Origin of the sequence: Pantoea sp. BAV 3049, from assembly GCF_009765445.1 — a bacterium.
In the GTDB taxonomy this organism is placed as follows: Bacteria; Pseudomonadota; Gammaproteobacteria; order Enterobacterales; family Enterobacteriaceae; genus Erwinia.
Map to the genome: position 1 here is coordinate 3,399,243 of NZ_WHOY01000031.1, position 20,895 is coordinate 3,420,137.

Annotated in this window: 18 protein-coding genes and 1 tRNA gene; 14 read left to right on the plus strand and 5 right to left on the minus strand. The window is 54.2% G+C overall.

Annotated elements, in window-relative coordinates:
• The first annotated feature begins 8 nt into the window (after nt 1-8).
• The 8 genes from GSQ70_RS16825 to yejF all read left to right on the plus strand — a co-directional run bounded on the left by GSQ70_RS16825 (nt 9) and on the right by yejF (nt 10,271).
• Nucleotides 9-989, plus strand: a complete 981-nt coding sequence (locus GSQ70_RS16825; RefSeq protein WP_158783610.1) for a GTP-binding protein — start codon at nt 9-11, stop codon at nt 987-989.
• Nucleotides 990-1,027: 38 nt separating this feature from the next.
• Nucleotides 1,028-1,735, plus strand: coding sequence for a phosphatase PAP2 family protein (locus tag GSQ70_RS16830; RefSeq protein WP_158783611.1), 708 nt, complete (start codon nt 1,028-1,030; stop codon nt 1,733-1,735).
• A gap of 520 nt (nt 1,736-2,255) precedes the next feature.
• A complete protein-coding gene (gene mepS, locus GSQ70_RS16835; RefSeq protein WP_158783612.1) occupies nt 2,256-2,831 on the plus strand; it encodes a bifunctional murein DD-endopeptidase/murein LD-carboxypeptidase in 576 nt (191 codons plus the stop codon).
• 219 nt (nt 2,832-3,050) lie between these two features.
• Nucleotides 3,051-4,631, plus strand: coding sequence for a cyclic di-GMP phosphodiesterase (locus GSQ70_RS16840; RefSeq protein WP_158783613.1), 1,581 nt, complete (start codon nt 3,051-3,053; stop codon nt 4,629-4,631).
• Between the two features lie 121 nt (nt 4,632-4,752).
• Nucleotides 4,753-6,561 (plus strand): extracellular solute-binding protein, encoded by a 1,809-nt coding sequence (locus GSQ70_RS16845; RefSeq protein ID WP_158783614.1) that lies wholly within the window; start codon nt 4,753-4,755, stop codon nt 6,559-6,561.
• A 10-nt stretch (nt 6,562-6,571) separates the two neighbouring features.
• Nucleotides 6,572-7,663 carry a microcin C ABC transporter permease YejB gene (locus tag GSQ70_RS16850; RefSeq protein ID WP_158783615.1) on the plus strand — a complete coding sequence of 364 codons (1,092 nt, stop codon included), beginning with the start codon at nt 6,572-6,574 and terminating at the stop codon, nt 7,661-7,663.
• Nucleotides 7,663-8,688 carry a microcin C ABC transporter permease gene (locus GSQ70_RS16855; protein ID WP_158783616.1) on the plus strand — a complete coding sequence of 342 codons (1,026 nt, stop codon included), beginning with the start codon at nt 7,663-7,665 and terminating at the stop codon, nt 8,686-8,688. Before GSQ70_RS16850 ends, GSQ70_RS16855 begins: the two co-directional genes overlap by 1 nt.
• Nucleotides 8,688-10,271, plus strand: coding sequence for a microcin C ABC transporter ATP-binding protein YejF (gene yejF, locus GSQ70_RS16860; protein WP_158783617.1), 1,584 nt, complete (start codon nt 8,688-8,690; stop codon nt 10,269-10,271). The genes GSQ70_RS16855 and yejF overlap by 1 nt, the downstream gene beginning before the upstream one ends.
• A 22-nt stretch (nt 10,272-10,293) precedes the next feature.
• On the opposite strand, the gene GSQ70_RS16865 is transcribed toward yejF, so the two are convergent.
• The 3 genes from GSQ70_RS16865 to rsuA form a co-directional block, all read right to left on the minus strand.
• Entirely contained in the window at nt 10,294-10,635 is a 342-nt protein-coding gene (locus GSQ70_RS16865; RefSeq protein WP_158783618.1) for a YejG family protein, read from the minus strand.
• Nucleotides 10,636-10,922: 287 nt separating this feature from the next.
• The gene (locus GSQ70_RS16870; RefSeq protein ID WP_158783619.1) at nt 10,923-12,122 is read right to left on the minus strand and encodes a Bcr/CflA family multidrug efflux MFS transporter; all 1,200 of its coding nucleotides are present in this window, start codon (nt 12,120-12,122) and stop codon (nt 10,923-10,925) included.
• A gap of 22 nt (nt 12,123-12,144) precedes the next feature.
• Complete coding sequence (rsuA, locus tag GSQ70_RS16875) at nt 12,145-12,864, minus strand: 16S rRNA pseudouridine(516) synthase RsuA (protein WP_158783620.1); 720 nt, start codon at nt 12,862-12,864, stop codon at nt 12,145-12,147.
• Nucleotides 12,865-13,091: 227 nt separating this feature from the next.
• On the opposite strand from rsuA, the gene GSQ70_RS16880 reads away from it, so the two are divergent.
• Together GSQ70_RS16880 and rplY are read left to right on the plus strand one after the other, a co-directional pair.
• Nucleotides 13,092-14,846 carry a DEAD/DEAH box helicase gene (locus GSQ70_RS16880; protein ID WP_158783621.1) on the plus strand — a complete coding sequence of 585 codons (1,755 nt, stop codon included), beginning with the start codon at nt 13,092-13,094 and terminating at the stop codon, nt 14,844-14,846.
• A 137-nt stretch (nt 14,847-14,983) separates the two neighbouring features.
• The gene (gene rplY, locus GSQ70_RS16885) at nt 14,984-15,268 is read left to right on the plus strand and encodes a 50S ribosomal protein L25 (RefSeq protein WP_158783622.1); all 285 of its coding nucleotides are present in this window, start codon (nt 14,984-14,986) and stop codon (nt 15,266-15,268) included.
• Nucleotides 15,269-15,381: 113 nt separating this feature from the next.
• Here rplY and GSQ70_RS16890 read toward each other — a convergent pair whose 3' ends face one another.
• On the minus strand, nt 15,382-16,611 hold the full coding sequence (locus GSQ70_RS16890; protein ID WP_158783623.1) for an MFS transporter: 1,230 nt from the start codon (nt 16,609-16,611) through the stop codon (nt 15,382-15,384).
• A gap of 73 nt (nt 16,612-16,684) precedes the next feature.
• Here GSQ70_RS16890 and GSQ70_RS16895 point away from each other — a divergent pair, with 73 nt between their 5' ends.
• Nucleotides 16,685-17,146 carry a type II toxin-antitoxin system RatA family toxin gene (locus tag GSQ70_RS16895; RefSeq protein WP_158783624.1) on the plus strand — a complete coding sequence of 154 codons (462 nt, stop codon included), beginning with the start codon at nt 16,685-16,687 and terminating at the stop codon, nt 17,144-17,146.
• A gap of 29 nt (nt 17,147-17,175) precedes the next feature.
• Here the strand turns inward: GSQ70_RS16895 and yejK are convergent, their stop codons facing one another.
• A complete protein-coding gene (gene yejK / locus GSQ70_RS16900) occupies nt 17,176-18,180 on the minus strand; it encodes a nucleoid-associated protein YejK (RefSeq protein ID WP_158783625.1) in 1,005 nt (334 codons plus the stop codon).
• A 157-nt stretch (nt 18,181-18,337) separates the two neighbouring features.
• Between yejK and GSQ70_RS16905 the strand changes: the two genes are divergently transcribed.
• The 3 genes from GSQ70_RS16905 (at nt 18,338) to GSQ70_RS16915 (ending at nt 20,508) form a co-directional block, all read left to right on the plus strand.
• The gene (locus tag GSQ70_RS16905; RefSeq protein ID WP_158783626.1) at nt 18,338-18,565 is read left to right on the plus strand and encodes a YejL family protein; all 228 of its coding nucleotides are present in this window, start codon (nt 18,338-18,340) and stop codon (nt 18,563-18,565) included.
• A 21-nt stretch (nt 18,566-18,586) separates the two neighbouring features.
• Nucleotides 18,587-20,338 (plus strand): LPS biosynthesis-modulating metalloenzyme YejM, encoded by a 1,752-nt coding sequence (gene yejM / locus GSQ70_RS16910; RefSeq protein ID WP_158783627.1) that lies wholly within the window; start codon nt 18,587-18,589, stop codon nt 20,336-20,338.
• Nucleotides 20,339-20,431: 93 nt separating this feature from the next.
• Nucleotides 20,432-20,508 (plus strand) — tRNA-Pro (locus GSQ70_RS16915).
• Nucleotides 20,509-20,895: the final 387 nt, after the last annotated feature.

Here is a 20,895-nt window from a genome sequence, read left to right on the forward strand (position 1 = left end):
AGAGAGAAATGACCCGGGTAAATCTGATTACCGGCTTTCTGGGCAGCGGCAAGACCACCACGCTGCTGCATCTGCTGGCCAGCAAACCTGCCGGTGAGAAGTGGGCGGTGCTGGTGAACGAGTTTGGTGAAGTTGGCATCGACGGCGCTCTGCTGGCAGAAAGCGGTGCGGTGCTGAAAGAGATCCCCGGCGGCTGCATGTGTTGCGTGAACGGCCTGCCGATGCAGGTAGGGCTGAACATGTTGCTGAAACAGGCAAAACCGGATCGGCTGCTGATTGAACCCACCGGTCTGGGTCATCCGAAACAGATCCTGGATATGCTGGGCGCAGAGGTTTACCGCCCGTGGCTGGAACTGAATGCGTCGCTCTGCCTGCTCGACCCGCGCCAGCTTGCCGAAGCGAAGGTGGTGGAAAATGAAAACTTTCGTGACCAGCTTGCTGCCGCTGACATCATTGTGGCCAATAAAGAAGATCGCTGGGAGCCACAAACCCGTCAGGCACTGGCATTATGGCAGGCTCAGGATCAGGCTGAACGCCAGGTCGTCACGACCAGTTTTGGCAAAATTGATCCCACCCTGCTGGATTTGCCCAGAAAAAATTTTCGCGATCTGCCTCAGGGGCACCACCATCACCCGCAGCCGCCGTCCCAACTGGCCGCTCTTTCACTAAACCAAAATACCCGCTGGCGCCGGTCGCTGAATCAGGGCCAGGGCTACTTCTCCTGCGGCTGGGTTTTCGATGAAGAAACCGTCTTTGACACTGTCGGCCTGCTTGAGTGGGTCAGACTGGCTCCGGTCACCCGAATTAAAGGCGTCATGCGTATCCGTGAAGGGCTGGTAAGCGTGAATCGTCAGGGCGAAGATTTTCGCATCGAGACCCGACAGAGCACGCCGCCGGACAGTAGGATCGAAATTATCCACGAGTCTCAGGCCGACTGGAACGCGCTGCAGGCAACTTTGTTGAAGCTTCGTTTAAGTTATCCGGTATAATCTGCAACGTTACTTTCTTAATTTATCCTTAAGCTGCAATGACTACTAAACGTTTACTGAGCATCCTGGTGCTGAACATGCTGGGATTTGCGCTCTTTTTCTCATGGTATCTTCCTGAAAATCATGGGTTTTGGTTAAGCATCGATAAAGCTATATTTTACTGGTTCAACGATCGCCTGGAAACCAATAAAGTGCTGCTGTGGGGATTGGCGATCACCAATTTCCGCCTGTTTGATGGCGTTGCATTGTTAGCAATGGGTGCGCTTTACCTCAGTTTCTGGCGCCGCGAAACCCCACAGGGTCGCCGCCGGATGTTCGCTATTGGTATTGCGATGCTGTTAAGTGCAGTGGTGCTCAATCAGCTTGGACATTTAATTCCGGTGTCTCATCCCAGTCCGACCAAGTTCTTCCCGGACGTACATCACGTTGCCACTCTGACCGGCATTCCAGCCAAAGATGCCTCTGCCGACAGTTTTCCGGGTGACCACGGCATGATGCTGATGATTTTTACCTGCTTTATACTGCGCTATTTCACCCGCCGGGCCTTTATTACCAGCGTGATAATTGTGCTGGTCTTTGCCAGCCCGCGCATAATGATTGGTGCTCACTGGTTCACTGATGTGGTGGTGGGTTCTCTTTCCATTGTGCTGGTGGGAATGAGCTGGTTGCTAATTACGCCAGCCAGTGATTATTTAGTGAACGCTTTATATCGCCATCTGCCTGGAAAATATAAGCCCGCTAAGTAATTCTGGAAACGGTGACTTTTTTTAATCCGGCAATTAAAAGGTATTTTTAGCCTCTTATTGCCGGATACCGTTATCCCTGACTCATTCATAAAATCGCCCACAAAAGATTTCTTTATGGTTCCTGGGGAGTGAAACCGACTGCCAGCCCGCATTGAACAGCGATCTTTATCTGTTCTGTGAATAAGTTACCGATTTTCTCCCTTTTCCTGCTCTCTTACCCTTAAGTTTTCTCCACAATTGTCGATAACGTGGCCGCTATGTGACGTTCCTGTTTCATATCATAAAAACCTATAAAAAAGTCGTTAAAACCCCTCGCCATGCGGCTTGTAATCGGGTAACCTCGGTTTCAGTCAGCCAGAATCAGTAAAATATTCCTGAGGTTTACACTTAAAACTGTGCCCGATGACACGTTTTAAGTATTCAGGAATTGTCTTACCTCCCTGCGCTAATTAATCTCGTTCCGTTTCGTAACTTAATCTGGCGACATTGTCGTTAAGGACTTCAAGGGATCACAATCATAATGGTCAAGTCTCAACCGATTCTGAGATATATATGGCGGGTCATCCCCGCGGTCGCATTAGCGACCCTGTTGTCAGCCTGTAGCTCAACGAATACCAGCAACAATGCACAAACTGATACTCATGCAGTTAAAGACAAGAACGGTTTTTTACTGCAAGCGTCTCAGGATGAATTCGAACAGATGGTCCAGAATGTGGATATTAAATCCCGTCTGATGGATCAGTATTCGGACTGGAAAGGCGTTCGTTACCGCCTTGGCGGTACCAGCAAACGCGGCATTGATTGTTCAGCATTTGTCCAGACCACCTTCCGTGAGCAGTTTGGTCTGGATCTTCCCCGCTCCACCTATGAGCAGGAAGATACGGGAAAAAGCATTCAGCGTGGCAAGTTACGCCCGGGTGATTTAGTGCTGTTCCGCGCCGGTTCTACCGGTCGTCACGTCGGTATCTATCTCGGTAACGATAACTTCGTTCATGCTTCTACCAGCAGTGGCGTGATGATTTCTAATCTGAACGACTCTTACTGGAAAAATCGCTACCGCGATGCGCGTCGGGTTCTGAGCCGAACGCAAAGCTGATTTCAGATCCCTGAAGTCTGCGAAACGAGAGAAAGAACGCTGCCACGGCAGCGTTTTTTTTTGCTTCCGGAAAAGGGGGGCAAGAAAAAGTTTAAAACGCATTTGAACCAGAATTATATGAAGACTATTGCGGCCGACCGTTATATCCTGCCTGGTTTATACCAGAACGCGGTTTGACAGAGTAATAATAAAAACAGGCACAAACGGGAGACAAACCCAATGCCACTTTCTACAACAGTCACGCGGCATGTTACCAATCCGCGCAAAATTGCCTGCTACAGTGCGACCGTTGGCTTACTCATTTTTCTGCTTTTTATTATCATTACCCTGACGGTTATCTGGCACCGTCGCTGTGAAAGCCATGACAAACTGGCAAGGAATACCCAAAGCTTTGTTGAGAATAGCTTTGCTGAATTATATAGCAGGCTTGCCCCACTGGAAAACGCCACTCAGCTCGGCTGCGAAAGTATCAGTAGCGATCTGACCCAACGAGCTGCTTTTACCCTGAATATCCGCGCCATCCTGCTGGTCGCCAACAAAACCGCCTTTTGTTCTTCCGCTACGGGCAGCATGCAGGTAAACATTGCGCAAATCTCCCCGGAAACCGATACCAGCAAAGACGTTGATCTTCGCCTGATCGCCCAGACGCCTATGGTGCCCGGCAAGCCAGCACTGGTAATGTGGCTGAGAGATCCCCGCTTCCCTGGCAGTGGCGTAATGACGACTATTGATATCAACCTTACCTCCTATCTGTTGCTGGCCTCCCGCCAGCCGGAAGTCAGCGGAATTGCCATCGTCGCCGGAGATAAAGCCCTGACCAGCTGGGAGCAAAAGGTCATCGACCTCAGCACTCTGCCCCATCATCCACTGCGAACCGTGACCATTCCAGGCTATCCGATCACCCTGCTGCTGTATGGCGAGACTCTGCCTCTGCGTGACATCTATATGGTGCTGCTGGTCGGGTTGCTGTTAAGCCTGCTCGGTGCTGGTGTTTTTTTCCTGCTGCTCACGCTGCGCATGCGCCCTGGTAAAGAGATCCTGCTGGGGATTAAGCGCGGCGAGTTTCACGTTGAATACCAGCCGGTGATTGAGGCCGCAACGGGTAAAACCTGCGGTCTGGAAGCGCTGCTGCGCTGGATCCATCCGACTGAAGGCCGCATTCCGCCGGATAGTTTTATCAGCTATGCGGAAAGCCAAAACCTTATTGCCCCGCTCACCCGTCACTTGTTTGAGCTGGTGGCGCGGGACAGTTATAAATTCAGACATGCCGTGCCTGCCGGAACAGATCTCAATCTTAATCTCTCCCCCAATCATCTGGCCGATAACAATTTCTGCCGTGATGTGTCCAACTGGCTGCAGGCGATGCCCCAGGACCACTTCAGTTATGTGTTTGAAATCACCGAGCGGAGTATGGTGGCTGAACATAATGCCATCGAAATGTTTGACTGGATCCGCAGTCAGGGGATTAGCATCGCCATTGATGATTTTGGAACTGGCCACAGTGCCCTGATTTATCTTGAGAAATTCAATTTCGATTACCTGAAAATCGATCGTGGATTTGTCCAGAGCATCGGCCATGAAACGTTGACCTCCCCCGTGCTGGATGCCGTGCTGACGCTGGCGAAAAAACTGGAGCTGCATACCGTCGCGGAAGGTGTGGAAACCAGCGAACAGGCCCGGTGGCTGCTGCGGCGCGGCGTTTCTCACCTGCAGGGCTATCTGTACAGCCCCCCGTGCACCGTTTCCCAGCTGATTGAATATTTTCAGCATGAAAGCAGTCGTGAGCCGCTGGTCAGCTAATTAAATCACCTGGCAATGTCTGAAAGCGTAAAGAGCTGATTTGACGCATTGCCACGGCCATAATCCTGCTGCTACCCTTGAAGGTAAGATTGCGTTTTGGTTTCCGGAGTTGAATAACATAATGATATTGCGCTGGTTTACCCTGATAGTCTTCAGTTTAACTGCCCCGGCAGTGCTGGCTGAAAATATCAATGAGAGTTACGCTTTTGCCCAGCTTGGCGAACCGAAATACGCGACGGATTTTACCCATTATGATTATGCCAATCCGGCAGCGCCGAAAGGTGGCAGCATTACGCTTTCCGCAATTGGGACCTATGATAACTTCAACCGTTTCTCGTCACGCGGTAACCCTGGCGTGGGCACCGATACGCTGTATGACACTTTGTTCGTCAGCCCGGATGATGAAGTCGGGACCTGGTATCCGCTGATTGCAGATTTTGCCCGTTATCCTGACAACTATCGCTGGGCGGAAGTGACCCTGAATCCACAGGCACGCTTCCAGGATGGCAGCCCCATTACCGCTGAAGATGTGGCTTTTACCTTTAATAAATTTATGACCGAAGGCGTGCCGCAGTTTCGCGTTTTTTATAAAGGAACCACCGCTAAGGCTATCTCCAGACTGACCGTGCGCTTTGAACAGCCCACCGCCGACCGCGATAAGATGCTCTCCTTATTCAGCCTGCCGGTCTTTCCGGAAAAGTTCTGGAAAAACCATAATCTCAGCGAACCTCTGCCTGCACCTCCCCTTTCGAGCGGCCCTTACCGCATAACCAGTTATAAAGTCGGCCAGTCGATTACCTATTCGCGGGTGAAGGATTACTGGGCGGCCAATTTGCCGGTGAATAAAGGACGCTTTAATTTCGATACCCTGCGCTACGATTACTATCTGGATGACAATGTCGCTTTTGAGGCGTTTAAAGCGGGTGCGTTTGATTTTCGCTCTGAGGGTTCAGCGAAGAAATGGGCCACGCAGTATCAGGGCAAGAATTTTGCCAGCCACTTTATTGTAAAAGATGAGCAGCCAAATACTGTGGCAACCGCCAGCAGCTGGCTGGCGTTCAACGTGCAGAAACCGCAGTTCAGCGACAGGCGGGTGCGCGAAGCCATTTCGCTGGTGCTGGATTTTGAGTGGATGAATAAAGCGTTATTTTATGGTGCCTATAAACGCACCACCAGCTACTTCCAGAACACCGAATATGCCGCACGGGGATATCCGGAGGCAAAAGAGCTGGAGATCCTGGCACCGTTCAAAGGGAAGATACCGGACGAAGTGTTTTCACAAATCTGGCAACCATCCCATACCGACGGCAGCGGATACGACCGCACTAATCTGCTAAAGGCGCTGGAATTACTCAAACAGGCTGGCTGGGAGCTGAAAAATCAGCAGCTGATCAATGTGAAAACCGGGACTCCTTTCAGTTTCGAAATGATGCTACGCAGCGGCGGTAACGACCAGTGGGTGCTACCTTTCCAGCACAATCTGGCCCGGCTGGGGATCAAACTGAATATCCGGCAGGTCGACAGCTCGCAATATCTGGCGCGCCTGCGTAAAAGTGATTTTGATATGGTGATGTCGCCGTACCCGGCGATGCCTTTTCCGGACAGTAACCTGCAGATTTACTGGGCCACGGCCTATATCAACTCCAGCTATAACCGACCGCATGTCTCCAGCCCGGTGATTGACGAGCTGGTTAATCAGATCAATCAGCATCAGGGCGATAAAGAGGCGTTGCTGCCGCTGGGACGTGCCCTTGACCGGGTGCTGCTGTGGAACTATTACATGATCCCGATGTGGTTTAACGGCGAAAACCGTTACGCTTACTGGAACAAGTTTTCCATGCCTGCCACACGTCCGACCTATGCTTTAGGCTTCGACAGCTGGTGGTACGATGTTAACAAAGCCGCGCAGCTGCCGGCCCAACGCCGTTAAGGAGTCGAGTTTGGGCGCTTATCTGCTTCGCAGACTTTTACTGATTATTCCCACCCTGTGGGCGATTATCACCATCAACTTCTTTATCGTTCAAATCGCGCCGGGCGGCCCGGTCGATCAGGCACTGGCAAACATCGAGTTTGGCCAGACCACGGGAATGCCTGGTTCCGGCAGCAATGCGCAAAGTCAGGGTCGTAACACGCTGAACGTTAACCCTGCTGACGGTCAGTATCGCGGTTCACGCGGGTTAGATCCGGAAGTGGTGGCTGAGATCACCAAACGCTATGGCTTTGATAAGCCAATCTACGAGCGTTACTTCACCATGCTGTGGAACTATGTGCGCTTTGATTTTGGCGACAGTCTGTTTCGAAGCAGCTCGGTAATCCAGTTGATCAAAGAGAGCCTGCCGGTTTCCGTCACGCTGGGCCTGTGGAGCACGTTAATTATCTATCTGGTGTCGATCCCGCTGGGGATCAAAAAGGCCGTGCGTAACGGCAGCGCCTTCGATGTCTGGAGCAGCACGCTGATCATCGTCGGCTATGCCATTCCCGCCTTCCTGTTCGGAACCCTGCTGATCGTGCTGTTCGCCGGAGGCAGCTATCTGGACTGGTTCCCGCTGCGGGGGCTGGTCTCCGCCCAGTTCGACAGCCTGCCGTGGTACGGTAAAATCACCGACTACCTGTGGCATATCACCCTGCCCGTAACTGCAACTGTGATTGGCGGTTTTGCCACGCTGACCATGCTGACCAAAAACTCGTTTATGGATGAGATCCGCAAGCAGTACGTGGTCACCGCCCGCGCCAAAGGGCTGGACGAGAACAAAATCCTCTACCGCCACGTGTTCCGCAATGCCATGCTGCTGGTTATTGCCGGGTTTCCGGCCACTTTTATCAGCATGTTCTTTACCGGCTCGCTGCTGATTGAAGTGATGTTCTCCCTGAACGGTCTGGGGCTGCTGGGCTATGACGCGACCATCCAGCGCGACTACCCGGTGATGTTCGGCACGCTGTATATCTTCACCCTGATCGGGCTGCTGCTGAATATCCTCAGCGATATGACCTACACGCTGGTCGATCCGCGCATTGATTTTGAGGCACGATGATGAGCCGTTTAAGCCCCGTCAATCAGGCCCGCTGGGCGCGTTTTCGCAACAACCGTCGCGGCTACTGGTCGCTGTGGATTTTTGCCATTCTGTTTATTCTCTGTCTCGGTTCAGAACTGCTGGCGAATGATAAACCGCTGCTGGTGCATTATCAGGACCGCACTTTCTTCCCGCTGCTGGTGAATTACAGCGAGACTGATTTTGGCGGCCCGCTGGCGACCGCGGCCGATTATCAGGATCCGTGGCTGAAATCGCGCATTGAGCAGCAGGGCTGGGCCATCTGGGCCCCTATCCGCTTTGGCGACGGCACCATTAACTTTGCTTCCACCACCCCCTTCCCTTCTCCGCCTTCCGCGCAGAACTGGCTGGGGACGGACGCCAACGGCGGCGACGTGCTGGCCAGATTGCTGTATGGCACACGAATTTCACTGCTGTTCGGGCTGATGCTGACGCTGGTGTCCAGCGTGATTGGCGTGGTGGTCGGTGCCTGCCAGGGCTATTATGGCGGCCGGGTGGATTTATGGGGCCAGCGCTTTATCGAAGTCTGGTCCGGCATGCCGACGCTGTTTCTGATTATCCTGCTATCCAGCGTGATCCAGCCGGGATTCTGGTGGCTGCTGGCGATTACCGTGCTGTTCGGCTGGATGCAACTGGTGGGTGTGGTGAGGGCTGAATTCCTGCGAACCCGTAACTTCGACTATATCCGCGCTGCGCAGGCGCTGGGCGTCAGCGATCGCAAAATCATCTCCCGGCATATGCTGCCGAATGCGATGGTGGCGACCCTGACCTACCTGCCATTTATTCTTTGCGGTTCGATCACCACCCTGACCTCGCTGGATTTCCTCGGTTTTGGCCTGCCAATTGGTTCCCCTTCACTGGGCGAACTGTTGCTGCAGGGCAAGAATAACCTGCAGGCACCGTGGCTGGGAATTACGGCCTTCTTCTCTCTGGCGATCCTGCTGTCGCTGTTAATTTTTATCGGTGAGGCGGTTCGTGACGCCTTCGATCCCAGTAAGGTGCACTGATGTCGCTGCTGACCGTCAAAAATTTAAGCATCGCCTTCCGTCAGGGTGGCGTCGACCGCCAGGTGGTGGACAATCTTTCCCTGTCGGTGGAGGCCGGTGAAACGCTGGCGCTGGTCGGCGAATCAGGCTCCGGCAAAAGCGTAACGGCGCTGTCGATGATGCGCCTGCTGTCTACGCCCCCAGTGCTCTATCCACAGGGCGAGATCCTGTTCGCCGGTCAGGATGTGCTGAAGGCGGATGAGCGCACCCTGCGCGGTCTGCGGGGCAATCGTATGGCAATGATTTTCCAGGAGCCGATGGTTTCGCTTAACCCGCTACACAATATTGAAAAACAACTGTATGAGGTGCTTTCCCTGCATCGCGGCATGCGGAAAGAAGCCGCCCGCGCGGAAATGCTCACCTGTCTCGATCGCGTAGGCATTCGTCAGGCGAGCCAAAGGCTGAATGACTTCCCGCACCAGCTCTCCGGTGGCGAGCGCCAGCGCGTGATGATCGCCATGGCGCTGCTCACTCAGCCGGAGTTGCTGATCGCCGACGAACCGACCACCGCACTGGACGTCACCGTTCAGGCCCAGATCCTGGTGTTGCTGAAAGAGCTGAAGCAGGAGATGAATATGGGCCTGCTGTTTATCACTCACAACCTGAATATCGTCCGTCAGCTGGCAGACAACGTGACGGTAATGCGCAATGGTCAGGGCGTGGAGAGCAACAGCACGCGGCAACTGTTCAGCGCCCCGCAGCATCCTTATACCCGCGCGCTGCTGGATTCAGAACCGGAAGGCCGTCCGGCACCGGCGGATACTGAGGCTCCGCCTCTGCTGAGGGTGGAGCAGCTTAGAGTCGCTTTCCCGATTAAAAAGGGCCTGATGCGGCGGGTTAGCGGCTACCACGATGCGCTAAAGTCGCTGAGCTTTGAGCTTCGTCCGGGAGAGAGTCTGGGCCTGGTGGGCGAGTCCGGTTCGGGCAAAAGCACTACCGGTCTGGCTCTGCTGCGGCTGATTGAGTCGCAGGGGGAAATCTGGTTCGCTGACCAGCCACTGCACCAGTGGGATCGTCGCAGAATGCTGCCGGTTCGCCGCCAGGTGCAGGTGGTCTTTCAGGATCCCAATTCCGCGATGAATCCCCGCCTGACGGTGCTGCAGATAATTGCGGAAGGCCTGCTGGTGCATCAGCCAGATCTGACACCGCAACAGCGGGAAGAGAAAGTGATTGAGGCGATGCGCGAAGTGGGGCTCGATCCTGAAACCCGCAATCGCTACCCTGCGGAGTTTTCCGGTGGCCAGCGCCAGCGTGTAGCGATTGCGCGGGCGGTGATCCTGCAGCCGCAGCTAATCGTCCTTGATGAGCCAACCTCTTCACTGGATCGCTCGGTGCAGAAGCAGATCCTCGCCCTGCTGAGAAAACTTCAGCAGGATCACCGGCTGGCCTATATTTTTATCAGCCACGACCTGCAGGTGGTGCGCTCACTCTGCCATCAGGTGGTGGTGCTGCGCCAGGGAGAAGTGGTAGAACAGGGAGAGTGTGAGCAGATTTTCGCATCGCCGAAAGAGGCCTATACGCAACAACTGCTGACGCTGGGCTGAAAGGGGCTCAGCCTGAATGTTCTCAGGCAGAGGCATCTTTGAAAGGCTCGGCGATGCCAACGCCAAAATTCTTCAGGCGGCAGGTGGTGGCGCACTCATCGTGACGTGAGACAAACAGACACGGCTCCCCTTCCCATTCCACCACCGAGCAGTCGAGCTGGATTTCCGCCAGCGCGTCTTTAATCATCTGCATCACATCCCACGCCTGCTGGCCGTGATGGCTTAGCAGAGTCAGTCCGATCAGATCGTCATCCGCATCGATGTTGCTGAGCAACAGCGGTTCCACGCGCGCGCCTGCGGTGCCACCACCCCAGCGATAGCTAAGTGGTAAACGATGGACCACTGAATGTTGTAGTGTATTCACCCGTACTCCCCAGACCGGTACCGGAACCCAGCTCTGACAGCGCATGCTGAGAGGCTGGCTTCAGCTCAGTCATTCAATTGACTTACTCTCTTTATCGGCCGCAATGGCACTTAATTTGAGAGCTGACTCTCATTTTAACATTATATTTACCGTTTTAGCGGTGCGATAACAACCATTATTGTTGCGCAAAGGTAACTTTTCGCACGGTTACTTTTACATTGTAGCAACAAAACGATCGGAAAGGAGCAGGAACGCTCACCGGGAGCGCTCCTGTTGCGGAGAGGAGTTTATGCTGTCGCGCCTTTACGCGGGCGGGTTGCGTAGATAAAGAGCATGATTGAAAGCGTGGCGCAGATAAAAATAGAGCCAACCATTGGCCAGGCACTGTTAAACGACAGGGTGGATAGCAGCGCGCCGACCAGCGCACCAACGCCGAAGCGCAGCGTTCCGGCCAGCGAGGAGGCTGTACCGGCCATATGCGGAAACTCTTCCAGGATCACTGCCATCGCATTTGATGACACCATCGCCACACAGCCAATAAACATCGCCACCCCGAAGACCAGCGGCAGGAACCCGAGATTAAACGTGCTGACCACTACCATCCACACTGCCATGGTGAACTGCACCAGCAGACCAAAGCGGAACATTGCCAGCGGGCCGAAGCGGCGCACCGAGCGGCTGTTAATCAGCGTCATCAGGAACAGAAACACCACGTTCAGGGCAAAGTAGTAGCCAAAATCCTGCGGTGAAATATGGTTCAGCTCGATATAGACAAACGGCCCGGCATTGAGGAAAGAGAACAACCCGGCAAAGGAGAAGCCGCTCGCCAGCATATAGCTGAAGACCCGCTTGTGGCGGAACAGCGACAGAAAGTTGAACAGCGTGGTGCGCAGATGAAATTTCTGGCGTTTATCAGCCGGTAGCGTCTCTTTAATCTGGGTGACCACCAGCACCGTGGTGACCACGGCAGCAATCGAGATGGTCCAGAAGATGGCATGCCAGCTCCAAAGCAGCAGCAGCCAGCCACCGACAATCGGTGCCATTAGCGGCGCGATGGTGGTGACCAGCATCACAAACGACATCATGCGGGAGAACTCCTCTTTCGAGTAGCTGTCACGCATCAGGGCGCTAATCACCACGCTACCCGCAGCTGCCGAGAGACCATGTAGCAGGCGCATAAAGATCAGCTGATCAATGGTTTGTGCCATCGCACAGGCCGCCGCGGCCACCGCAAAAATCAGCGTACCCAACGCAATCACCGGTTTACGGCCAAAGCTGTCAGCCAGCGGGCCATAAACCAGCTGGCCCAGTGCAAAGCCCAGAATGTAGATATTCAGCGTCATCTGCACGCTGCCCGCAGACACGCCAAACTCGCGGGCAATTTGCGGAAGCGCAGGCAGATACATATCAATCGACAACGGCATTAACATGGCCAGCAGACCGAGGATCACTACCAGTCCAACCGACGAGTTCTTTTCCTTACGCACCCTCATTGCTTCAGCCTTATTATTATGATTTTGTCAGTTCTGTTGGCACGCCAACGCTGGCGATCTCTTCTTCCGTCAGCGGGCGATATTCCCCAGGTTCCAGCGCTTCATCCAGCACGATAGCTCCAATACGTTCACGGTGCAGCGCCACCACGTGGTTACCCACGGCGGCAAACATGCGTTTCACCTGATGGTAGCGCCCTTCACTGATGGTCAGGCGAACCTGAGAGTCTCTGATCACTTCCAGCGTGGCGGGTTTGGTGAGACCTTTTTCGTTATGCAACTGCACGCCAGCAGCAAACTGCTCCGCCGTATCGTCCGCTAACGGCGATTCCAGCGTCACCAGATAGGTTTTTTCGCAGTGGTGACGTGGCGAAGTAATACGATGCGACCACTGGCCGTCATCGGTCATCAGCACCAGTCCGGTGGTGTCGATGTCCAACCGCCCCGCCGCATGCAATTTATAAGCGGTAGGCTCTTCCAGAAAGTACAGCACGGTCGGATGATCCGGATCGTCGGTGGAGCAGACGTAGCCCTGCGGCTTGTTAAGCATAAAGTAGCGTGGCCCCAGCTGAAGTTGCAGCGGATTGCCGTCATATTCCACTTCGCTTTTCGGGCTCAGCTTGAAGGAACCATCCCGGACCACGTCCCCATCAACGGTGACCTTACGTGCCCGCAGCTCACGGGCAGCAATCGCCCGGCTGACTTCCAGTTGCTGAGATAAAAATTTATCAAGTCGCATTAAATCTGCACTGCCTGTTTGATTGAAATTGAAACGACGCTCCCGACCGCGGAACGTTTGAAAAGAGAGTCGATTGAGTGCGCACAGAGTCTTTGAAGCGCTGCGCGCGTTCAAGAGCTGGCGAACTCCAGTATACCTGGAGTTGCTGCTGACGCCCAGAGGCAGACAGGCGCGAAGCGTGCTTTCGTGGCATAATGCGGTTTTGCTCCCGGATTGCCTGAAAATTCATGTCGTTTACCCTTCGCCCCTACCAGCAGGAAGCGGTTGATGCCACCCTCAGCTACTTCCGCCGTTCCCACCAGCCTGCGGTGATTGTTCTCCCTACCGGGGCGGGCAAAAGCCTGGTGATCGCCGAACTGGCAAGACTGGCTCGCGGCCGGGTGCTGGTACTGGCCCACGTCAAAGAGCTGGTGGCGCAGAACCACAGCAAATACCAGGCTTACGGGCTGGAGGCCGATATTTTTGCCGCCGGGCTGCAACGCAAAGAGAGTCGCAGCAAAGTGGTATTTGGCAGCGTGCAGTCGGTGGCGCGCAATCTGGCACAGTTCGACAGCAAATTCACCCTGCTGATTGTCGACGAGTGTCACCGCATCAGTGATGCCGACGACAGCCAGTATCAGCAAATCCTTGGGCATCTTCGGCTGCGTAATCCGCAACTGCGGCTGCTGGGACTGACAGCAACCCCTTATCGTCTGGGTAAAGGCTGGATTTACCAGTTCCACTATCACGGGATGGTGCGGGGCGATGAACGTGCTCTGTTTCGCGACTGCATTTACGAACTGCCGCTGCGCTACATGATCAGACATGGCTTCCTGGTGCCGCCCGAAAGGCTGGATATGCCGGTGGTACAGTATGATTTCAGCCGTCTGGTCGCCAATGAGAGCGGTCTGTTCAGCGAGGCCGATCTCAACCGCGAGCTGAAACAGCAGCAGCGCATCACGCCACACATCATTCAGCAGATCGTCGAATTTGCTCAGGATCGTCAGGGAGTGATGATCTTCGCCTCAACCGTTGAACACGCGAAGGAAATTCTTGGATTACTGCCGGACAGCAAGGCTTTAATCAGCGCGGCAACACCGGGAGCCGAGCGCGATGCGTTAATCACCGCTTTTAAAGCGCGTCAGCTGCGCTATATGGTCAACGTAGCAGTGCTCACGACCGGTTTTGATGCCCCCCATGTCGATCTGATTGCCATCCTGCGCCCGACTGAATCCGTCAGCCTCTATCAGCAGATAGTCGGTCGCGGTCTCAGGTTATGCCCCGGAAAAACAGACTGCCTGATCCTCGACTACGCCGGTAATCCCCACGATATCTTCACTCCGGAAGTCGGCTCACTGAGGGGCAAAAGCGACAATAAACCGGTGCAGGTTTTCTGCCCTGCCTGCGGCTTCGCCAATACCTTCTGGGGGAAAACCACCGAGGACGGCACGATAATCGAACACTTTGGCCGCCGCTGCCAGGGTTTGCTGGAAGATGACGAGGGGAAACGCGAGCAGTGCGATTTCCGTTTCCGCTTTAAGAGCTGCCCAAACTGTAATGCCGAAAATGATATTGCCGCCCGCCGCTGTCACGACTGCGACGTGGTGCTGGTGGATCCGGATGATATGCTGAAAGCCGCACTAAAGCTAAAAGACGCGCGGGTGTTGCGCTGTGCGGCGATGGTGCTGGAAAACGGTGCCGATGAAAAAGGCGAGTGGCTGAAGGCCCGCTACTTTGATGAAGAAGCGACGGAAGTGAGCGAGCGTTTCCGTCTGAACACACCCGCTCAGCGAACCGCCTTCGAACAGATTTTTCTACGCCCCCATCAGCGCGCACCGGGCGTACCGCTGGGCTGGCAGAGTGCGGCGGATATCGTGACGCTGCAACCTCTTCTGCGTCATCCTGATTTTGTGGTAGCGCGTAAACAGCGCCATTACTGGCAGATCCGTGAAAAAGTTTTCGATTATCAGGGGCGTTACCGCCGTGCTAACGAGCTTCGTTAGAGCATTACCGGTTTATTACGTTGCCCGCATGGCGGAGTCGGGCTATAATGCGCCCCGCTTTTGCAGTCGCAAAAGCTGAAACTCCAACCTGTTGCTGGGTCGCCTGTAGCAGGATAATTACTTTAAGAGACTGAACAATGTTCACTATCAATGCAGAAGAACGTAAAGAGCAGGGTAAGGGTGCGAGCCGCCGCCTGCGTACAGCTAACAAATTCCCGGCCATCATTTATGGCGGTAAAGATGCAGCTGTTGCCATCGAACTGGATCACGACTCCGTAATGAACATGCAGACTAAGCCTGAGTTCTATACTGAGGTTCTGACTCTGGTTGTTGGTGGTAAAGAAACCAAAGTAAAAGTGCAGGCTGTTCAGCGTCACCCGTTCAAGCCAAAACTGCACCACATCGACTTCGTTCGCGCTTAATTGCCTGACCGTTTCGTGTGAAAGAAACACCGCTTAATGCGGCGTTTCTGGCTGTTGAGACCCCACATTTTTATGTGGGGTTTTCTTTTTTCAGGATGCAGTGAAATCTGGCGTTACGGGAGTCTCTGAGGCGCAGAGTTAAACTTCCTGATGGCCGGAACAAAACTTGTTGCGACTGTCGCAGCCACGACGGCAGCAGCACAGGCCAGTAGCAGAGGTTTACTACCAAAATGCAGGGCAAGCGGTCCCGCAGCCAGTTCGCCGAAAGGAATGGCCACAAACGAACCCATCGCATCCCAGGCATAGACACGTGCCAGTTTATCGGCAGGGATATACGTTTGCAGATAGTGTGCCCAGATAACGCCAAATTGCCCAAACCCCACGCCAGCCAGAAAGAAAGCCCCCATCAGGAGTAACGTGGAAGTCCCCATGCCCAGCAAAAAGACCGGGACGGCGCAAAGGGCAACCAGAATGACACCAGCCAGCATGTCGCGCCGCGGCCGCCAGCGCAGCGCAATGAAAGAACCGGCGATCAGCCCCATGCTCTGAGCCGCAATACTCATTCCCCAGCCGGTTCGCCCAATGGAAGCATCTGCCACAATGGGACCCAGAACCATAACCACACCGCTGAAAACCGCATTAACGATGGTGAATTGCACCACTACCGACCAGACCCAGGCGCGGGCAGTAAACTCCTTCCAGCCCTCCCGTAAGTCCTGAAGGATATGGGCATGTGGCCCTGAAGCCTGCGCCGCGCAGATCCGTACACAGAAATAGAGCGGAGCAGAAGCTGCAAATCCCAGGGCATCAACAGTCAGACCCCAGCCTGGGCCGATGGCACCCACCAGCACCCCACCCAGTGAAGCCCCCGCCACTGTCCCGACATAAACGCCCAGTTGGATAAAAGCGTTGCCCTGCCTGAGATATTGAGCCGGAAGAGTTTGTGGAACGAGTGCTGAAGAGGCGGGCAATGCAACACCTGCAGCCGCACCATTTACCGTCCCCAGCATCATCAGCCCGGTAAGCGTGGCGGTATCGCTCAGTACCAGCCAGGCCACCATTCCCTGAGATAGCGCAGCGATAAGCGATGAGCAGAGCAACACTTTATTCCGGGAATAGCGATCGCCCAGCACGCCTCCCAGTAATAAGAAAGCGACATTGAATACCGAGCGGGATGCCACGACCATGCCTAAATCGGCAGCCGAACCACCAATATCCAGCACGGAAAAAGCAAGGGCAACAGGTGCAATGGCATTACCGGTTACGGTGAGGATACGGGCTAAAAACAGGTTTCTGAATGGCGCAAAGTGCAGGGCATGTCGGGGGCGGCAAACGAGGGCCATTTCAAGTATCCTTACCGAAAAGTCCGTGGTGTATGCACATTTATAACCTACACAAAAAACAGGAAGTTAAAATATGACCACCTTCGAGAAAACCATGCTGGTTAATTTCAGCCAGAACCAGATGTATAACCTGGTAGCAGATGTCTCCGCTTATCCGGAGTTCCTGCCCTGGTGTCAGCAGGTTGAGATCCTGGAAGTCCAGCCCGGCAGCAAGGTGGTGCGCATTGGGGTCAGCCACCCGCGATTACCCCGGCTGAATCTCACCACGCGCGCGACCTTTCATCCTGACACATCTCTTCTGCTGAAACAGGTATCGGGATCATTTCTGGCGGCTTTTGAAGGCCACTGGCAATTTGCTTGCAATAACAATGCTGATGGTGCGGACAGTATGCACCAGTGCTCGGTGACCTTTACCGTCAGTTACCGCTTTTCAAACGCGCTGATGAAGCTGGCGCTGTCACCCTTTTTCGCGGTACTGGTCCGGATGCTGCCAGAGTTGTTCGTTCAGCGAGCAGCTCAAGTCTATGCCCGGTGATAACGATCTCCCGGTCAGCACCTTTTCGACTATTTACTGCTGCTGCGACGCTGGAGCTGGTCACGCAGATTTGGCGGCGTGCCTTTGATAGTCAGCGTGTCAGTGGCCGGATCCCAGAAGATTCGCTCGCCCAGCAACATGGCATCGAAATTCAGCGTCATTCCCCCGCCGCTGCCAGCGAATTTGGTCAGTTGGCGCAAGGTGCTGCGATCGGCCGGGAAGCTCTCTTCCAGCTCGTAACCCTGCTCCTGAGTATAGGCCTGGAAGGTTTTCTCCCCAATCGGGGCCAGTTCTTCAGACAGACCCTGCAGTTCGATCTCTTCACCCGCCTGCAGCTGTTCGTTGCAGTAGCTGTAAACCTGCTGACGGTAGTTCTGGCGCTCGTTTTTATCGAGGCTGGCTTCAGAACAGTAGTCATCCACTGCCTGCAGCAATCCTTTGTTCTGCGCTTTGGTATCCAGCCCGACGCTGGCTCCAAGGAAGTCCATGAAGAAGTCAGCTACTTTGCGCCCGACGCGGCCACGCAGGAAGGTCAGATAGCGGGTAGAATCCGGGTTAGTTTCCCACTCGGTCAGGTCGATACGGGCCACGATATCGGCATGATTAATATCCAGATAGTGCGTGCTGCTGATATCCAGCTCTTCGTTCACACGCATGCTGCTCTGGCTGCTGAGCACCGCAACCAGCAGATATTCCACCGCCAGGTAACGATAGTGACCAAACAGCACAATACCGCCGTCAGCAAACGGGTATTTGGCTAACTCATCGCGCAGGCGCCCAGTGGCTGCCCGGCTGAACGCGAGGAAATCATCCTCGCCTTTGCGGCAGTTTCGCAGCGCATCGGCCAGCTCGCTCCCTTCATTAAACAGACCGTAAGCCTTGCTCTTGGCACTGTAGACGCGATGCAGCTCTTCCATCATCGCCGTGACCGGGCCGTTGGCAGGCAGTAGCGACTCGCGCAGCACCAGTTCCAGCGTCTGTTCATCGCGCTTGATCATCTGGTGAAGGGCAATCTGGTCGATATCCAGACTCATGGTAGACTCTCCTTTTAACGTAGTCGCGTATTCAATCATCAGGCGTCGCTGCGATCAACAGGCAACAACATTAACCGTTATCTTGCGATAAAAGTGCAGAAAAAATCGCGCATTTACGGTAAGATAGCGCCCTTTAATACTCAACAAATTTGACTTTATGCCACAATCATCCCGTTACAGTGACGAGCGCGTGGAGAAACTCCTCGCCGACATGGTCAATATTCTTGAAAAAGATAAGGCCCCTACCGATCTTTCCCTGATGGTTTTGGGAAATATGGTGACTAATTTGATCAATACCAGCATCTCTCCGGCTCAGCGCCGCTCGCTGGCACGTTCATTTGCTGAAGCCCTGCAGGCATCGGTAAATGAAGATAAAGCCCATTAATGTGATGATCCTGACTCTGTTATGGTAACAAATCGGCAGCGCTACCGTGAAAAAGTCTCCCAGATGATTGGCTGGGGGCACTGGTTCGCCCTGTTTAATATTATCTTCGCCTTCATTCTGGGTAGCCGCTACCTGTTTGTTTCCGACTGGCCGGCTTCGCTGGCCGGGCGCGTATACGCCTTCACCAGTTGGATTGGCCATTTCAGTTTCATCGTCTTCGCAGCCTACCTGCTGATTATCTTCCCGCTGACCTTTGTGGTGATGTCGCAGAGGCTGCTGCGCTTTCTCTCGGCCATTATTGCCACCGCCGGGTTGACGCTGATCCTCGTCGACAGCGCGGTATTTAACCGTTTCCACCTGCACCTTAATCCGGTGGTGTGGGAGCTGGTCGTTAACCCCGATCAGAGTGAAATGGCGCGTGACTGGCAACTGATGTTTATCAGCGTACCCGCCATCTTCCTTCTCGAAATGCTGTTCGCTACCTGGAGCTGGCAGAAGTTACGCAGCCTGAACCGGCGAAGCTTTGGCAAGCCGCTGGCCGTGCTGTTTATCGTGGCGTTCTGTACCAGCCACGTGATGTACATCTGGGCCGATGCGAACTTTTACCGTCCGATTACCATGCAGCGATCTAACCTGCCCCTCTCCTATCCGATGACGGCGCGCCGTTTCCTTGAGAAGCATGGCCTGCTGGATGCTCAGGAGTATCAGCGCAGGCTGGTCGAACAGGGAAATCCGGAAGCGGTCTCGGTCGCCTATCCGCTCAACAACATTACCTTCCGTGATAGCGGAACGCGCAGCAACTTGCTGGTGATTACCGTGGACGGTCTGAACGAAGCAACAGTGGCAAAAAACCTGCCGCACCTGGCCCAGTTTGCCGGTGAGAACGTCAGTTTCAACCAGCACTTCAGCGCAGGCAGTCATGCTGACAGCGGGCTGTTTGGCCTGTTCTACGGCATTTCGCCTAGCTATATGGACGGCGTGCTATCAGCCCGTGTGCCTTCTGCCCTGATCGATGCGCTGAGCAAACAAGGTTATCAGTTCGGCCTTTTCGCCTCAGACGGCTTTGCTTCACCACTGTACCGGCAGGCGCTGCTGGCTGACTTCTCTCTCCCTGCTTCGCAAAGCCAGCCGAATGCGCAGACCACCGCCCAGTGGCAGCGCTGGCTGGAAGGCCAGAAGAACAGTCAGTCGCCATGGTTCTCTTATCTTTCCCTCTCCGGGATTGATGAGGCCAACAGCACGGCGAAAGAAATGGCCCGCCACTATCCACGTAACGCGGCAGATGTGGACAAGCAGATTCAGACCGTGCTGACCACGCTGCAGGATAAAGGCCTGCTGGATAACACCGTGGTAGTGATCACCGCGCAGCACGGCGTGGCACTGAACGGCGATACCAGCATGGGCAACCGCGCCAACCTGCGCGTACCGTTGGTAATCCACTGGCCAAATACTCCGGCGCAGCAGGTTAACAAGCTGACCAATCATCAGGATGTGATGACCACGCTGATGCAGCGTCTTCTGCACGTCAGCACCCCCTCCAATGACTATTCGCAGGGTGAAGATCTGTTCGCTGCACAGCGCCGCCATAACTGGGTTTCCGGCATTAACGATCGCCAGCTGGTGATCACTACGCCGCAAGTGACGCTGGTACTGGATAACAATGGCAGCTATACCGCCTGGGACAGCGAAGGCCACCGGCTGAAGGACCATAAACCACAGCTGACGCTGCTGTTACAGGTGCTGACTGAAGAAAAACGCTTTATTGCTAACTGAGCCACAAAGCGTACATGCTGTTTAATTTCATAGCAGTCAACATGTTAGGTGCTTGCAATCGCAGCAGATTTGCGTACTATTACCCCAACGTGTCGGCACGTAGCGCAGCCTGGTAGCGCACGGTCATGGGGTGTCCGGGGTCGGAGGTTCAAATCCTCTCGTGCCGACCAATTTTACTAAAATATCAACAAATCGATTGATAATAATCTGGCAAAAATACTGTTCATATTTTGACTACAAAATGGCACGTGCCATCGTTCGTGCTTTCAACGTAACCCATTCTTAACCACGCAATTTCTCACCTATTCTTTCCATGACCTCTGCCCGAAAAGGCCGTAGCGGCCCGTAGCGTTACGTTTTGATCCTATGACTGTTACTCACTTCGCTCGTATAGTGCATTACCTGTGGCTGCGGTAGTTCTGCCACACTTTGACCCCTGGCTTGTTAGTTAAAACTTTAATCTCTTCAAATCTCATTGAATGCTTTATCTCACAGTTCACCTCCGGGTTTGATGGTTGTATAGTTATTACTCTAATCCTCTACAAACTAAGGGACTA

Coding starts and splice junctions, on each gene's coding strand:
- GSQ70_RS16825 (WP_158783610.1), top strand. CDS start 9: ATGACCCGGGTAAATCTGATTACCGGCTTTCTGGGCAGCGGCAAGACC.
- GSQ70_RS16830 (WP_158783611.1), top strand. CDS start 1,028: ATGACTACTAAACGTTTACTGAGCATCCTGGTGCTGAACATGCTGGGA.
- mepS (WP_158783612.1), top strand. CDS start 2,256: ATGGTCAAGTCTCAACCGATTCTGAGATATATATGGCGGGTCATCCCC.
- GSQ70_RS16840 (WP_158783613.1), top strand. CDS start 3,051: ATGCCACTTTCTACAACAGTCACGCGGCATGTTACCAATCCGCGCAAA.
- GSQ70_RS16845 (WP_158783614.1), top strand. CDS start 4,753: ATGATATTGCGCTGGTTTACCCTGATAGTCTTCAGTTTAACTGCCCCG.
- GSQ70_RS16855 (WP_158783616.1), top strand. CDS start 7,663: ATGAGCCGTTTAAGCCCCGTCAATCAGGCCCGCTGGGCGCGTTTTCGC.
- yejF (WP_158783617.1), top strand. CDS start 8,688: ATGTCGCTGCTGACCGTCAAAAATTTAAGCATCGCCTTCCGTCAGGGT.
- rsuA (WP_158783620.1), bottom strand. CDS start 12,864: ATGCGACTTGATAAATTTTTATCTCAGCAACTGGAAGTCAGCCGGGCG.
- GSQ70_RS16880 (WP_158783621.1), top strand. CDS start 13,092: ATGTCGTTTACCCTTCGCCCCTACCAGCAGGAAGCGGTTGATGCCACC.
- rplY (WP_158783622.1), top strand. CDS start 14,984: ATGTTCACTATCAATGCAGAAGAACGTAAAGAGCAGGGTAAGGGTGCG.
- GSQ70_RS16890 (WP_158783623.1), bottom strand. CDS start 16,611: ATGGCCCTCGTTTGCCGCCCCCGACATGCCCTGCACTTTGCGCCATTC.
- GSQ70_RS16895 (WP_158783624.1), top strand. CDS start 16,685: ATGACCACCTTCGAGAAAACCATGCTGGTTAATTTCAGCCAGAACCAG.
- yejK (WP_158783625.1), bottom strand. CDS start 18,180: ATGAGTCTGGATATCGACCAGATTGCCCTTCACCAGATGATCAAGCGC.
- GSQ70_RS16905 (WP_158783626.1), top strand. CDS start 18,338: ATGCCACAATCATCCCGTTACAGTGACGAGCGCGTGGAGAAACTCCTC.
- yejM (WP_158783627.1), top strand. CDS start 18,587: ATGGTAACAAATCGGCAGCGCTACCGTGAAAAAGTCTCCCAGATGATT.